Below are 13,859 nucleotides of genomic sequence, written 5' to 3'. Positions count from 1 at the left end.
GAAAAAGGCCCGGACGTTTCCGCCCGGGCCCCATTTCAATCCGCCGGATCAGTCGGCGGCTTCTTCCTCGACCACCTTCGCCGCCGCGCCGGTGGCGCTGGTGACGTCGAAGGCGATCTTGCCGTCCTTCAGCTCGACCTTCACATGCCCGCCGCGGGTCAGGCGGCCGAACAGGATGTCGTCGGCCAGCGGCTTCTTGATGTGCTCCTGGATCGTCCGGGCCAGGGGCCGGGCGCCGTAGAGCTCGTCGAAGCCGTTCTTGGCCAGCCAGTCGGCGGCTTCGTCGGTCAGCTCGATGGTGATGTTGCGGTCCGCCAGCTGGGCTTCCAGCTGCATCACGAACTTGGTCACCACCGACTTGATCGTCTCGGAGTCCAGCGCCTTGAACGCCACGATGGCGTCGAGACGGTTGCGGAACTCCGGTGCGAACAGTCGCTGGATGGCCTTCTCGTCCTCGCCTTCCACCTTGCCGCGGCCGAAGCCGATGGCGGCGCGGGCGTTGTCCGCAGCGCCGGCGTTGGTGGTCATGATCAGGATGACGTTCCTGAAATCGACCTTCTTGCCGACGGCGTCGGTCAACTGGCCGTTGTCCATCACCTGCAGCAGGATGTTGTAGACGTCCGGGTGGGCCTTCTCGATCTCGTCCAGCAGCACCACCGAGTGCGGATGCTGGTCGACGGCGTCGGTCAGCAGGCCGCCCTGGTCATGCCCGACGTAGCCCGGAGGGGCCCCGATCAGGCGGCTGACCGTGTGCCGCTCCATGTATTCCGACATGTCGAAACGCTGCAGCTCGATGCCGAGGGTCGACGCCAGCTGGCGCGCGACTTCGGTCTTGCCGACGCCCGTGGGGCCGGAGAACAGGAAGGCGCCGATGGGCTTCTGCGGGTCGCGGAGGCCGGCGCGGGCCAGCTTCATCGCCGCCGAGACCTGTTCGATGGCCGACTCCTGGCCGAACACCGTGCGGTTCAGGTCGGACTGCAGCTCGCGCAGGCTTTCGGTGTCCGACTTCGACACCGACTTCGGCGGGATGCGGGCCATCTTGGCGATGACGGCCTCGACCTCCTTCTGGCCGATGACCTTCTTCCGCTTCGACTCGGGCAGCAGCATCTGCGACGCCCCCGCCTCGTCGATCACGTCGATGGCTTTGTCCGGCAGCTTGCGGTCGGTCATGTAGCGGGCCGACAGCTCCACCGCCGTACGGATGGCGGCGTCGGTGTAGCGCAGCTTGTGGTGGTTCTCGTAGGAGGTCTTCAGCCCCTTCAGAATCTTGATCGTGTCGTCGACGGTGGGTTCGTTGACGTCGATCTTCTGGAAGCGGCGGGCCAGCGCCCGGTCCTTTTCAAAGTGCTGGCGATACTCCTTGTAGGTCGTCGAACCCATGCAGCGCAGGGTGCCCGAGGCCAGGGCCGGCTTCAGCAGGTTGGAGGCGTCCATCGCCCCGCCGCTGGTCGCGCCGGCGCCGATGACGGTGTGGATCTCGTCGATGAAGAGCACGGCGTTGTCGTGCGTCTCCAGTTCCTTGACCACCTGCTTCAGGCGTTCCTCGAAATCGCCGCGGTAGCGGGTGCCGGCCAGTAGCGCGCCCATGTCGAGCGAGTAGATGGTGGCGTCCTTGAGGACGTCCGGCACCTCGTTGTTGACGATCTTGCGGGCCAGGCCTTCGGCGATGGCCGTCTTGCCGACGCCCGGATCGCCGACCAGCAGCGGGTTGTTCTTGGTCCGGCGGCACAGAATCTGGATCGAGCGCTCGACCTCGGCATGGCGGCCGATCAGCGGGTCGATCTTGCCGTTGCGGGCCTTTTCGTTGAGGTCGACGCAATAGGCCTCGAGCGCCTCGCCGCCGGTCTTGGCGGCGGCCGCATCCTCGGCGTCCTCGGGCGAACCGGCCGCCTTGGCCGGGCGCGCCTCGGTCGAACCGGGCTTCTTGGCGATGCCGTGGGCGATGAAATTCACCGCGTCGTACCGCGTCATGTCCTGCTCCTGCAGGAAGTAGGCGGCGTGACTCTCGCGCTCGCTGAAGATGGCGACGAGCACGTTCGCGCCGGTCACCTCCTCACGGCCCGAGGACTGGACGTGGATCACCGCGCGCTGGATCACGCGCTGGAAGCCGGCGGTCGGCTTGGCGTCGTCGCCGTCCGAGGTCGCAAGCGCGGCCAGGTCGGTGTCGACATAGAGGGTCAGCGCCGTTTTCAGCGCGACCAGGTCGACGTTGCAGGCCGTCATCACATTGGCGGCGTCTGGATCGTCGACCAGCGCCAGAAGCAGATGCTCCAGCGTGGCGTATTCGTGCCGGCGCTCGTTCGCATAGTGAACGGCCCGGTGCAGGGTCTCTTCGAGCGGACGCGAGAAGGAGGGCAAAGCTCTCAGTCCTTTTCCATCGTGCATTGCAGGGGATGCTGGTGGCGGCGGGCGGTTTCAATCACCTGGGCGACCTTGGTTTCGGCCACCTCGTAGGTGAAGACCCCGCAGACCCCGACACCATGCTGATGCACGTGCAGCATGATGCGGGTCGCGTCCTCGCGGCTCTTCTGGAAGAACCGCTCCAGCACGTAGACGACGAATTCCATCGGCGTGTAGTCGTCATTCAGGATCAGCACCCGATAGAGCGAGGGCTTCTGAAGCTTCGGCTTTGTCTCTGTGATCGTGGCGGCGCCGGGGCCTCCATTGGGATCACTGACCTTACGTGACGGCGGCATTCGTTGTCCGGTTGGGGAGTCGATGGACAGATAGGTGATGATGGCGTGATTTGTAGATGCGTCCAGTCACAGCTTGCGTGAGACATGTGGGTTGGTTGCAGCGGAAGCACGACCCGGTCGTGACCTGAGTGCGGCCACGGATTGCCCGGGCGTCATGACCCAAAGTTCACGGGACAGGCGGCGCCATGTCGTCGCAGGATCGGGCGCGCCTTGCTGACAGCGGAGCTCCGATGCCGATCATCGCCCTTCTCGCCGCCCTGGCCCTGCAAACGCCGGGCGTCGTCATCCCGGCCGAGCCCGCCCTGACCGAAGCGATTGCAGCGCGCGACGCCGCCATCTTCTCGGTGATGTTCGACCAGTGCGATCCGCCGGCCCTGGCCGACCTGGTCACCGACGACCTCGAATTCTATCACGACCGGGGCGGCGCCATGTTCACCCGCCGGACCTTCGTCGAGGACTACGACCGCAACTGCAACGCCCGTAAGGCGCCCGATTCCTGGCGGTCCCGCCGCGAACTCGTGCCAGGCACGCTGAAAGTCTACGCCATCCCGGACTATGGCGCGGTCGCGGAAGGCACGCACCAGTTCTACGAACGCCAGGGCGACGGGCCGGAGGCGCTGGCGGGCCGGGCCCGCTTCTCGGTGCTGTGGAAGCTGGAGCCTGACGGCCAGTGGCGAATGGCGCGGGCGTTCAGCATCGACCACGCGGCGGCGTCGGAGTGAGCGCCCTCGCCCCCTCTACCGCTCATCCCCGCGAAAGCGGGGACCAGTTCTTTCGCGAGGCAGGTGCGTGGGAGATCGAAAGCGCGTCCCCGGCTTCGCCGAAGCGCCCAAAGCACTGGGTCCCCGCTTTCGCGGGGATGAGCGGTCTTGGGTACTGCGCCCAAGCAAAAAGGCCCCGGCGTTTCCGCCGGGGCCTTTCTGTACGCTTACGCGGTCGCCTTAGCGGGCGGCCTGGAACTTCTCGACCGAGGCGCTGACGCGCTCGTTGATCGGCTTGAAGCTGTCCTTCACCGAGGCGGTGAAGACGTCGGTCATCTTCGAGACTTCCGACAGGTAGGTTTCGGCGGCCGACTTGGCCCACGAGGTTTGCAGCTCGACCAGTTCCTGCACCGAGCGGGCGGCGGTCAGCGACTGGGCGGCGGCGACGCCGTCTTCCCAGGACTTCTTGCCGTAGGCCAGCGAGGCGGCCGACAGGGTCTCGGCGCCCTTCTGGGCGGCGGTGGCCGAAGCGACGAGGGCTTCGAGGTTCTTCTTGCCTTCGGCGTTCAGCTCGCTGATGCCGGCAACCGACTTCTCGGTGGCTTCACGGAACGCCTGGGCGCCTGCAGCCTGGATCTTTTCAGCCTGGGCCTGGGCCTTCTCGGCCGAAGCCTTGACGGTGGCGGTGGCGGTTTCGACGGTCTTTTTCACGGTTTCGGCGCTGTCGGCCATGGAAGTCTCTCCTGAACCTGTCGCGGCTGGGCCGCTGTGATTATCGCCGCGACAGAGGGGGGCTCTGCCGCGATGCAGCGTATATGGTGCAAGTGCGAACAGCGGTCAAGGGTTTTTGTGCGGTGCACAAAAATGTCGCCGGGGCGTCATGCCGCCTGCGGGGCGAATGGCCTTCACAAAGATGTTGACGGCCTGTTTACCCTCATGAAACCGGGTGGGCGCATGTTAGCCTCTTGAACTGCGCCGCGCCGGGGGGCCGCCGTCGCGCATAGTACGGGGTTGAGGTTTGCCGTTGTCTGCACTGATCCGTCGGGGATTCCTGTCGATGATGCTGGTCGTCGCGCTTGCGATGACCCCTACGGCGACGCCCCTCGTCGCCCAGTCCTCCGACAACGCCCGCTACGCCGCCATCGTCGTCGATGCGGAGTCGGGCGAGGTCCTGTTCGCGCGTCACGCCGACAGCCGCCGCTACCCCGCCTCGATCACCAAGGTGATGACGCTGTATCTGACCTTCGAGGCCCTGTCCGAAGGCCGGGTCAAGCTGGACGACGTGATCACCGTCTCGCCCCACGCCGCCAGCCAGCCGCCGTCCAAGCTGGGCCTCGGCGCCGGCCAGACCATCACCCTCGACGACGCCATGAAGGCGACCGCGGTGCGCAGCGCCAATGACATGGCCGTCGCCATCGCCGAGCACGTCGGCGGCTCGGAATCGCGCTTCACCGCCCAGATGACGCTGAAGGCCCAGGAACTGGGCATGAGCCAGACCCGCTACGTCAACGCCAACGGCCTGCCGGACGCCCGCCAGCTGACCTCGGCCCGCGACCTGGCCATCCTGGCCCGCGCCATCATGCGCGACTATCCGCAGTACTATCGCTATTTCGGCTTGCACGACTGGGCCTACAACGGCCGCGACTATCGCAACACCAACGGCCTGCTGCGCACCGGCGCGGGCTATGACGGCATGAAGACCGGCTACACCAACGCCTCGGGCTACAACCTCGCGGCCTCGGCGGTGCGCAACAACAAGCGGCTGATCACCATCGTGCTGGGCGGCCAGTCGACCGCCAGCCGCAACGCCCATGTCGCAGCCCTGATGGACACCGGCTTCGACGTCGAGCGCGCCCGCGCCGGCGGCCAGGTCATCCAGGTGGCCCAGACCTATTTCGAGCAGCGCGGCTTCGGCATCGGTTCAGACAACGCCTCCTCCGGCCCGGTGCAGTACGCCTCGACCGCCAGCGACGAGGATCCGGGCCCGATCGGCGGCCCGCTGGGAACCCCGCTGGGCAGCAGCCCCACGGCCGTGTCCTACACCTCCCTGCCCGCGACCCCGCCGCCGCCGACCCGCGTGACGCCCGCGCCGTCCGAGCGCGCGGCCGCCCCGATCGTGCGCGCCGAGCGGCCCGCCGACGTCACCGCGATCCTGAACGGCGGCGTCTCGCCCACGGCGTCCTCTTCGTCAGCGCGCGCGGCCGCCCCGCCCCCGGCGCGGTCGACGGCCCGTCCGCCCGCCCGAGAACCCGCCCGCGCGCCCGCCGGCCGCTGGGCCGTCCAGGTCGGCGCCTTCCGGGACGAGACCGTGGCCCGCGACTGGCTGACCGAGGTCAACCGCCGCTTCCGCACCCAGTTCGCCAGCGCCGAACGCAACGTCCAGAACGCCTCGGGCTGGTACCGCTCGCGCTTCACCGGCATGACCGAACAGACGGCCCAGGCCGCCTGCGCCGCCCTGGCCGAGCGTAGCGTGACCTGCATGGTGGTGCGTCCGGAATAGCCGGGTTCGGCCTGCGGGCCCCGGCGGCCTTGCCGGGCTGCGCCTTTTCCCTTATACGCGCCCGCTTTCCAGGGCCTCGGTCCCGGTGCGGAATTCCAAAGGGTTCGGGAAATCATCCCGGCCGCCGCCTCGGGATCCATCGTGGAACGGACTTACCCGGTCCGCCCCGCGCCGGCGCCCACAAGGGAGACTAACCGCATGGCTCTTTACGAGCACACGGTCATGACGCGCCAGGATATCTCGGCGCAGCAGGCCGAAGCGCTGAACGACACCATCAAGGCTCTGATCGAGGAAAACGGCGGCGTCGTCGCCAAGATCGAGTACTGGGGTCTGCGCAACCTGACCTACCGCGTGAAGAAGAACCGCAAGGCTCACTATTCGCTGCTCGCCATCGACACGCCCCCGGCCGCCATGGCCGAGGTCGAGCGTCAGCTGTCGATCAACGAAGACGTGCTGCGCTGGCTGACCGTCCGCGTCGAGGAACTCGACCTGGAACTGTCGCCGCTGCTGGCCCGCCGTGAACGTGAGCGCGAGCGCGAGCGTGAACGCGGTCCCCGCGACGACGCCGCCGCCGAAGCGACCTTCTAAGGAACCCGGAACATGACCGATACCACCGCCCCGACCCCGGGCGCGCCGGCCGGCTCCGGCCCGGCCCGTCGCCCGTTCTTCCGCCGCCGCAAGGTGTGCCCGTTCTCCGGCCCGAACGCGCCGAAGATCGACTACAAGGACGTCAAGCTCCTGCAGCGCTACATCTCCGAGCGCGGCAAGATCGTTCCTTCGCGCATCACGGCCGTTTCCCAGAAGAAGCAGCGCGAACTGGCCAAGGCCATCAAGCGCGCCCGCTACCTGGCCCTCCTGCCCTACGTGGTGAAGTAAGATGAAGGTCGTTCTGCTGGAACGCGTCGATAACCTCGGCGCCATCGGCGACGTCGTCACTGTCAAGGACGGCTTCGCTCGTAACTTCCTTCTGCCGCGCGACAAGGCCCGTCGGGCCACCGCCGCCAACCTGAAGGCCTTCGAACTCGACCGCGCCGCCATCGAGCAGCGCAACGAGAAGAACAAGTCCGACGCTCAGAAGGTCGCCGACAAGATCGACGGCCAGACCTACGTCATGATCCGCCAGGCGGGTGAGACCGGTCAGCTGTACGGTTCGGTCGCCGGCCGCGACGTCGCTGAAGCCATCCAGGCTGAAGGCGGCAAGGTCGAGCGCTCGCAGGTCGTCCTGCACGTGCCGATCAAGACGCTGGGCGTCCACGAAGTGCTGGTTCGCCTGCACGCCGAGGTCCAGGCCACCGTCAAGATCAACGTCGCGCGTTCGGCTGATGAAGCCGAGCGTCAGGCCAAGGGCGAGGACGTCATCAAGTCGGCCTACGACCAGGACCGCGCCGAAGCCCTTGAACAGGCCAAGGACATGGTCGCCGGCGGCGCCGGCCAGCAGGAAGGCCTGGGCTCGGAAGCCTGAGCCCAGCCATCTCGCTGAAAGTCTGCAAGAGGGCGGGTCCGCAAGGGCCCGCCCTTTTCGCTGGCCGCCGTTCCGTCGTAAGCTCTACTGGACAGGGTCGAAGGGAACGCCATGAAGAAGCTCGCGCTTGCAGTAGGCCTCGCCGCCGTCCTGTTCGCCACCGCCGCCCAGGCCATGTCGGTTCAGGAGTTCCTGACCACAGCCGCCGGCATCCCGCGCAATCCGACCGCCCTGCTCCGCTCCGACACACGCCGCCTGATGAACGAGGTCAAGAACGCCTTCGCCACGGTGCGCAACGAACAGGACGCCGCCCGCACGGCCGGTCGCACCGCGGCGACCTGCATGCCCGAGAAGGTCTCCGTCTCGGCCGATCAGATCCTGGCCCGGTTCAACGCCATTCCGGCCGGCCGTCGCTCGATCAGCGTCACCCAGGCGGTGCGCGAATGGATGATCGAACGCCATCCTTGCCCGCGTTGACGGCAAGCGTTGCCCTGGACGCTTCGCCGACCTAACTGAGGCGGCGGAGATGTTCCCCCCATGAAACGCATCGCCCTCGTCGCCGGCCTCGCCCTCGCACTCGCCCTGTTCGCCACCGCCGCGGAAGCGATGACGGTGCGCCAGTTCCTGACCGTCGCGCAGACCCTGCCGCAGAACGCCACGATGATGTTACACCCCGAAGGCCGTCGCCTGGTCAGCGAGGTCACCGGCGCCGTCAGCGCGCTGAAGGCCGAACAGGCCGCCGACATCGCTGCCGGCCGGCGCCCGGCGCACTGCATTCCGTCCAGCGGCACCGGCATTTCGCCCGAAGCCCTTATGGCCAGGCTGAACGCCATCCCGGCTAGCCGGCGCGACATCAGCGTCCTGCAGGCGCTCCGCGAATGGATGGCGGAGCGTTACCCGTGTCCGAGCTGAGCCGTTAACTGATCCGGTTACGGAATTCCGGACTGCCCACAAGCGGACTCACCTTATCCTCGCCCACGCACACGTCCGCGCATGTCGTCGCGCGCGTGCATGAGCCATACGCATGTCGATGAACGCCTTCGCTCCCGCCGCCTTCCCGTCCATGGATGGTCCCTCCATCCAGTCCCTGCCTCACAACCTTGAGGCGGAGCAGGCGCTGCTGGGCTCCCTGATGTTCGACAACGCGGTGTTCGAGCGCCTGAGCGACCGTCTGCGCGGCTCGCATTTCTACGAACCCTTCCACCAGCGCCTGTACGACGCCGTCGAGGATCACATCCGCCAGGGCATGCTGGCCGAGCCCACCATCCTGATGGAGCGGTTCAAGCAGGACCCGGCCTTCCAGGAGTTCGGCGGTCTGCGCTACCTGGCCGACCTGGTCGATCGCGCCCCGCCGGCGGCCAACGCTCCGGACTACGCCCGGGTCGTCTACGATCTGGCCCTGCGCCGCGACCTGATCCGCATCGGCGGCGAGATCATCAAGGAGGCGCCGAACCCGGCGACCCCGGCCGACGAGCAGATCGAACAGGCCGAACAGACGCTGTATTCGCTGGCCGAGACCGGCAAGCCGTCGTCGGGCTTCGTCAGCTTCAGCCACGCCCTGTCCGGCGCCGTGCAGATGGCCGCCGAGGCCTATCAGCGCGACGGCAAGCTGGCGGGCCTGGCCACCAACCTGGACGACCTCGACAGCAAGCTGGGCGGCCTCCACCCCTCCGACCTGCTGATCCTCGCGGGCCGTCCGTCGATGGGCAAGACCGCGCTGGCCACCAACATCGCCTTCAACGTCGCCCGCAGCTATCGCTGGGAGCCGTCGCCCGAAGGCCGCAAGACCGTCAACGGCGGCGTCGTGGCCTTCTACTCGCTGGAAATGAGCGCCGAACAGCTGGCCATGCGTATCCTCGCCGACGCGTCGGGCGTGTCGTCGGACAAGCTGCGTAAGGGCGAGATCGACGCCGCCGACTTCGGCAAGATCCGCGACGCCGCCGTCGAGATCGGCGAAAGCCCCCTGTTCATCGACGCCACCGGCGGTCTGTCGATCTCCAAGCTGGCCGCCCGTGCGCGCCGCCTGAAGCGGATGGACCACGGCCTCGACCTGATCATCGTCGACTACCTTCAGCTCATCACCACCGGCGAGAACAGCCAGAAGAACCGCGTGCAGGAAGTGTCCGAGATCACCGGCGGCCTGAAGGCCCTGGCCAAGGAACTGTCCGTGCCGATCATCGCCCTGTCGCAGCTGTCGCGTCAGGTCGAGCAGCGCGAGGACAAGCGGCCCCAGCTGTCCGACCTGCGGGAATCCGGCTCGATCGAGCAGGACGCCGACTGCGTCATGTTCGTGTACCGCGAAAGCTACTACCTCGGCCGCGCCGAGCCGCGCGAGGGCTCGGAAGAGCACCTCAAGTGGCAGGAAGACATGGACCGCCTGAAGAACCAGGCCGAGGTCGTCATCGGCAAGCAGCGTCACGGCCCCATCGGCATCGTGAAGCTCTCGTTCGACGCCGACACCACCAAGTTCGGCAACCTGGCCCAGGGCCAGCGCTACGACGACTACGGCGACTGAGGTCGCAGCTGTTCCTTCTCCCGGGCGGGAGAAGGTGGCGGGGCCGCGCCTCGCCGGATGAGGGTCGGCTCTCCTTCCGAGCCTTCCTGGGGCCGACCCTCACCCCTCGCTCCCGATTGCCATAACTGCGTTACGCGTGCAGGGTCCGGCGTCACAGGAGCCGTGCCCCATGCCCGTCGTCGCGCTTGTCGCCCTCAGCCTGATCGCCGCGCAGGACCTTCCGCCGCCTCGCCAGCCGACGGCGCCGCCGGCCGCCGGTGCGCGCGCGGGCGGCGCGCCTCCGCCCCCTCCCGGCGGCCCCCAGCCCCAGGAACACGAGATCAAGGCCGTCACTGGCAATGAAGGCGGCCAGCCGCACACCGGCGGCACGGCGCAAACCCCGATCCCCGCGCCTACGGTCGGCTTCCGCCCGTCGGCGCCGCCCCCGCCCGCCCCGCCGGCGCCGGAGGCTCTGACCGGCCGCCCCGTCGGACAGCCCGCCGCGGCGGGCCTGGGGTCTCACGGCCAGAGAGAGGCGTCCTCGCCCACCGAAGCGCCCGCCGCCCCGTCCAGCTCGCCGGGCTGACGCCGCCGACGAGGCTCAGCGCATCTCCACCCGCCGGGCGCCCGTCGGGATGGTCAGCGTCCGACCGGTCCAGGTCGCTGCACGTCCGTCGATCCGCGCCGTCGCGGGCGGCGTCTCGCCCTCCGGCCAGGTCACGATGAAGCCGTCCGGCGGCGTCGCGCCCTCGTCCAGGGTCAGCAGATAGCCCCGGCCATCCCGGCGCAGGTTGTAGGTCAGCGGGCCGTACGAGGTGCGGACGTCGGCCACGCCGACCCCCTCGCCTTCCAGCCAGGCCAGTGGCGCGCCGGCCGCCAGCACCAGGGCCTCGTCGCGCTGGTAGACCAGCAGGTCCAGGGCCGAGCGGATGTAGTCCGAGCTGATCCAGGCGTGCGGCATGTCGCCGATGAAGCGCGGCTCGCGCGCGTCGCGGCCCACCACCTCGGCCCAGCCGTTCCAGGCCGTCGGGCGCATGTCGGCGAAATAGAAGTCCAGCGCCCGCATGGCGTCCGCGCGCCGCCCCAGCCGCAGCAAGGCGCCGACGTTGCGCAGTTCGTAGGGGGTGTAGTCCTTCCACTGCATGCGGTTCTCCTGCCGCGCCGTGAAATTCTCCCACCATTTGTCGAAGGTGTTGATCAGCAGCGGCTGCGGCAGCTCGTCGATCAGACCGGCCGGCGACAGGGCAATGGTCGTGGAGGTGGCGTCGAAATCGCCCCGGTCCGCCGCGCCGGCGATCCAGTCGATATCGTGGAACGCCGCCGTGGCGACGATCGAGGCCATGATGTCGGCCTTGAACTCGGCCTCCGCGGCCCGGAAGCGTTCAGCCGCCGCCACATCTCCGAGGGTGTCGGCGATGAAGATGGCGTCGCGGTAGCCCAGCAAGCCCCAGAAGTCGTCCCAGTAGCTGTAGGCGATCTTGTCCGAATAGCCCTCGTGGCTGATCGTCGGCGGCAGCAGGCCGAACAGGTGCCGGGTCTCGGGGGTCTGGAACTCCGCCGTCCGGGTCGAGGCGCGCAGCCCGTCCATATAGCCGATCGCCGCCTGGACCTGCGGCCAGACCTCGCGCAGCAGAGCCTCGTCGCGTGTATGCCGCCAGGTCTCGGCGGCGAGGAAGACGAACTGGCCGTGGCTGTCGTTCTCCGGCACCGGATCCGAGCCGCGCGCGTCGGCGCAGCACGGCACCTTGCCGTTCTCGAACACCAGCGGCGCGAACCAGCGCAGATAGTCGGCCGACAGCTGCTCATGGCCCAGCCGGTTCAGCCCCTCGGCCATCATGGCCCCGTCGCGAATCCAGGTGCGGTTGTAGCTGCGGGTGCCGGGCTGGAGGATCGGTCCCTGCCGAGACATCAGGATCTGCGCCAGCGACGAGCGGGTCACGTCCTCGATGCGCTGCGCCTCGGCCGGCAGGGTCATGTCGAAGCGGTCCAGCTTCTCGCGCCATGAGGCGGCGACGCGCTCCTGCGCCGTGTCCAGCGCCGCCTCGACCGAGCCGGTCACCGGCTGGTCCGGCGCCCCGCTTGACAACGGCGCCATGAAGCCGAAGGTCCGTGTCTCGCCCGGTTGCAGGGTGACGTCGTACAGCATCGCACCGGCCATCAGGGCCGTGGCGTCCGACTCCACCAACCGCTCGCCCGGAGCACGCCGCATCGCTGCATCAGCCAGCAGCCCTTGCGGGTCAGAGCCGGACGCGAAGGTCGCCGCCGACACCGCATCGGGCCGCACCAGGGTCGTCACCCGGATGTTGTCGTTCAGAACCATGGCGGCGCCGTTCCAGTCGATCTGCTGTATCGGCCCCACCCCGCCCGGCGTGGTCAGGAACTGGCTCGGGCCGTTGACCTGGAACGGCCGCGCCATCAGGGCGAGGGTCAGGCTCCGCGGCCGGTTCGAGGTGTTGGTCAGGGCGTAGCGGCCGTAGATCTGCGCCGTCTCCGGCGTTCCGTCGGCGAAGGCGGTGACGGCCAGGCTCCAGCCGTCGGCGGTCCAGGTCACCGTCGGGATGGGCAGATAGCCGTCCTGCAGGCTCTGGGTCGCATTCACGTCCGCCCAGCTCACCAGCCGTCCGTTGTCCAGCACGAAGGGCTCGATCGACGGACCGCCGCGACGCAGCTCGATGGCCCCGTCCTCGCCGATCAGCCCGCTCTCGCCGCCGCCGTCGACGCCGACGAGGGTCCAGTAGGGCTGCTCCCCCGCGAAGCCGCGCGGGTACAGGCCCCGGCGGCTCTCGCCGGCCACGGCGCGCATGAAGGTGGTCGGCGTCTCGCCGAACGCCAGCGGCTCGATTTCGAGGGCGGACAGGCCATAGGCGTTGGCCGCCGCCTGACCCAGCCGCTGCCCGGCGCCCGCCTGCCCGACCACCCCGCCGCGATCCAGCGGCGTCAGCAGGTCCAGCCGCAGCCAGCGGGCAGAGGCCTCGGGCGTGCGCAGCCAGTCGGTCCCGCCGTTGCCGCCCTGCACCGCCGCCAGCGCGCGCCAGGTCTCCCCGTCCGAAGACGCCATCAGCCGGTAGTCCGACGCCGCCAGCCGGTCGGCCCAGCGCAGGGTCACGCCGCCGAACTCGCGCTCGAAACCGAGGTCGAGGGTCAGGCTCTGGGCCCCGGCCGCGGTCGTGCGCCAGAAGGTCAGCGGGTCGTCGTCCACCGCCCGTGCGGCGAGGTTCAGGCCGTCCTCGCTGCTGGCGCCGGCCAGCGGACGGGGCGGCACGGAGGGTTCTGGCGGAAGTTCGCGCAGCTCCAGCTGGTCGACCTCGATCCAGCCCTTTCCGCCCTGCCCGGCGGTGATCACGAACTCGATCCGCGCCGCGCCGCGGAAGGTGCGGTCAGGATCGGGGCCCCAGGCCCAGATGATGTGGCGCTTGCGGACGACGTAGCGCGTCCACTCGCCGTTCGCCTCGAACCGCTCGACGCGCCGCCAGTGGACGTTGTCGCCCGACGCATCGACGAATTTGATCTCCAGCGTATTGGGCAGCATCTCGCCGCGCAGCCAGAAGCTGATCTCGTAGTTGTCGGGGACCTGCAGATCGATGGTCCGCGCGGCGAAGGCGTAGCCCGAGCGGCCGTTGAAATCGTAGTCCAGCCGCATCGCCTGGCCGTCGCGGCCCGCCACCGAGGTGATCGCCGAGGAGACGTCGGTCGAGGCGTCGGCGGACCACGGCGTCAGGTCCTCGAACCCGTCCAGCAGCCGCGCCGACTGGGCGTGAGCGGGCAAGGCGATGGCCAGGGCGAGCAGGCTGGCGATCAGCAGTCGGACGAACGACATCGGCTCTCGACTCCATCAGATCCTCCCCCATTGGGGGAGGGGGACCATGCGCAGCATGGTGGAGGGGGCCGGCGCACCGCGCCGGCGCGAGGGTGGGGGGGGGGGGGGGGGGGGGGGGGGGGGGGGGGGGGGGGGGGGGGGGGGGGGGGGGGGGGGGGGGGGGGGGGGGGGGGGGGGGGGGGGGGGGGG

General features: G+C 68.9%; 13 protein-coding genes. 9 read left to right on the top strand and 4 right to left on the bottom strand.

Annotated features, from left to right (window positions below):
- Nucleotides 1-48: 48 nt before the first annotated feature.
- Together clpA and clpS are read right to left on the bottom strand one after the other, a co-directional pair.
- On the bottom strand, nucleotides 49-2,358 hold the full coding sequence (gene clpA / locus GGR12_RS07545) for an ATP-dependent Clp protease ATP-binding subunit ClpA (RefSeq protein WP_183203826.1): 2,310 nt from the start codon (nucleotides 2,356-2,358) through the stop codon (nucleotides 49-51).
- Nucleotides 2,359-2,363: 5 nt separating this feature from the next.
- The gene (gene clpS / locus GGR12_RS07540) at nucleotides 2,364-2,696 is read right to left on the bottom strand and encodes an ATP-dependent Clp protease adapter ClpS (RefSeq protein ID WP_183203825.1); all 333 of its coding nucleotides are present in this window, start codon (nucleotides 2,694-2,696) and stop codon (nucleotides 2,364-2,366) included.
- Nucleotides 2,697-2,926: 230 nt separating this feature from the next.
- Between clpS and GGR12_RS07535 the strand changes: the two genes are divergently transcribed.
- Nucleotides 2,927-3,418, top strand: a complete 492-nt coding sequence (locus tag GGR12_RS07535) for a nuclear transport factor 2 family protein (RefSeq protein ID WP_183203824.1) — start codon at nucleotides 2,927-2,929, stop codon at nucleotides 3,416-3,418.
- Between the two features lie 219 nt (nucleotides 3,419-3,637).
- Here GGR12_RS07535 and GGR12_RS07530 read toward each other — a convergent pair whose 3' ends face one another.
- Nucleotides 3,638-4,129 (bottom strand): phasin family protein, encoded by a 492-nt coding sequence (locus tag GGR12_RS07530; RefSeq protein WP_183203823.1) that lies wholly within the window; start codon nucleotides 4,127-4,129, stop codon nucleotides 3,638-3,640.
- Between the two features lie 292 nt (nucleotides 4,130-4,421).
- Here GGR12_RS07530 and GGR12_RS07525 point away from each other — a divergent pair, with 292 nt between their 5' ends.
- The 8 genes from GGR12_RS07525 to GGR12_RS07490 all read left to right on the top strand — a co-directional run bounded on the left by GGR12_RS07525 (nucleotide 4,422) and on the right by GGR12_RS07490 (nucleotide 10,439).
- Entirely contained in the window at nucleotides 4,422-5,897 is a 1,476-nt protein-coding gene (locus GGR12_RS07525; RefSeq protein ID WP_183203822.1) for a D-alanyl-D-alanine carboxypeptidase family protein, read from the top strand.
- Nucleotides 5,898-6,095: 198 nt separating this feature from the next.
- Complete coding sequence (gene rpsF, locus GGR12_RS07520) at nucleotides 6,096-6,485, top strand: 30S ribosomal protein S6 (protein WP_183203821.1); 390 nt, start codon at nucleotides 6,096-6,098, stop codon at nucleotides 6,483-6,485.
- A gap of 12 nt (nucleotides 6,486-6,497) precedes the next feature.
- Nucleotides 6,498-6,773 (top strand): 30S ribosomal protein S18, encoded by a 276-nt coding sequence (gene rpsR / locus GGR12_RS07515; RefSeq protein ID WP_092311918.1) that lies wholly within the window; start codon nucleotides 6,498-6,500, stop codon nucleotides 6,771-6,773.
- A 1-nt stretch (nucleotide 6,774) separates the two neighbouring features.
- Nucleotides 6,775-7,359, top strand: a complete 585-nt coding sequence (rplI, locus tag GGR12_RS07510) for a 50S ribosomal protein L9 (RefSeq protein WP_183203820.1) — start codon at nucleotides 6,775-6,777, stop codon at nucleotides 7,357-7,359.
- A gap of 111 nt (nucleotides 7,360-7,470) precedes the next feature.
- The gene (locus GGR12_RS07505) at nucleotides 7,471-7,836 is read left to right on the top strand and encodes a hypothetical protein (protein WP_183203819.1); all 366 of its coding nucleotides are present in this window, start codon (nucleotides 7,471-7,473) and stop codon (nucleotides 7,834-7,836) included.
- 60 nt (nucleotides 7,837-7,896) lie between these two features.
- Nucleotides 7,897-8,271, top strand: a complete 375-nt coding sequence (locus GGR12_RS07500; RefSeq protein ID WP_183203818.1) for a hypothetical protein — start codon at nucleotides 7,897-7,899, stop codon at nucleotides 8,269-8,271.
- Nucleotides 8,272-8,389: 118 nt separating this feature from the next.
- A complete protein-coding gene (locus GGR12_RS07495) occupies nucleotides 8,390-9,874 on the top strand; it encodes a replicative DNA helicase (protein WP_183204838.1) in 1,485 nt (494 codons plus the stop codon).
- 169 nt (nucleotides 9,875-10,043) lie between these two features.
- Nucleotides 10,044-10,439 (top strand): hypothetical protein, encoded by a 396-nt coding sequence (locus GGR12_RS07490; protein WP_183203817.1) that lies wholly within the window; start codon nucleotides 10,044-10,046, stop codon nucleotides 10,437-10,439.
- 15 nt (nucleotides 10,440-10,454) lie between these two features.
- Here the strand turns inward: GGR12_RS07490 and GGR12_RS07485 are convergent, their stop codons facing one another.
- A complete protein-coding gene (locus tag GGR12_RS07485; RefSeq protein WP_183203816.1) occupies nucleotides 10,455-13,670 on the bottom strand; it encodes a discoidin domain-containing protein in 3,216 nt (1,071 codons plus the stop codon).
- Nucleotides 13,671-13,859: the final 189 nt, after the last annotated feature.

The sequence above is a fragment of the Brevundimonas lenta genome, from assembly GCF_014196335.1.
Lineage (GTDB): Bacteria > Pseudomonadota > Alphaproteobacteria > Caulobacterales > Caulobacteraceae > Brevundimonas > Brevundimonas lenta.
Note: the sequence above shows the minus strand (reverse complement) of the source record. Positions and strands in the feature narration are given on the sequence as shown.

Coding starts and splice junctions, on each gene's coding strand:
- clpS (WP_183203825.1), bottom strand. CDS start 2,696: ATGCCGCCGTCACGTAAGGTCAGTGATCCCAATGGAGGCCCCGGCGCC.
- GGR12_RS07535 (WP_183203824.1), top strand. CDS start 2,927: ATGCCGATCATCGCCCTTCTCGCCGCCCTGGCCCTGCAAACGCCGGGC.
- GGR12_RS07530 (WP_183203823.1), bottom strand. CDS start 4,129: ATGGCCGACAGCGCCGAAACCGTGAAAAAGACCGTCGAAACCGCCACC.
- rpsF (WP_183203821.1), top strand. CDS start 6,096: ATGGCTCTTTACGAGCACACGGTCATGACGCGCCAGGATATCTCGGCG.
- rpsR (WP_092311918.1), top strand. CDS start 6,498: ATGACCGATACCACCGCCCCGACCCCGGGCGCGCCGGCCGGCTCCGGC.
- rplI (WP_183203820.1), top strand. CDS start 6,775: ATGAAGGTCGTTCTGCTGGAACGCGTCGATAACCTCGGCGCCATCGGC.
- GGR12_RS07505 (WP_183203819.1), top strand. CDS start 7,471: ATGAAGAAGCTCGCGCTTGCAGTAGGCCTCGCCGCCGTCCTGTTCGCC.
- GGR12_RS07500 (WP_183203818.1), top strand. CDS start 7,897: ATGAAACGCATCGCCCTCGTCGCCGGCCTCGCCCTCGCACTCGCCCTG.
- GGR12_RS07495 (WP_183204838.1), top strand. CDS start 8,390: ATGAACGCCTTCGCTCCCGCCGCCTTCCCGTCCATGGATGGTCCCTCC.
- GGR12_RS07490 (WP_183203817.1), top strand. CDS start 10,044: ATGCCCGTCGTCGCGCTTGTCGCCCTCAGCCTGATCGCCGCGCAGGAC.
- GGR12_RS07485 (WP_183203816.1), bottom strand. CDS start 13,670: ATGTCGTTCGTCCGACTGCTGATCGCCAGCCTGCTCGCCCTGGCCATC.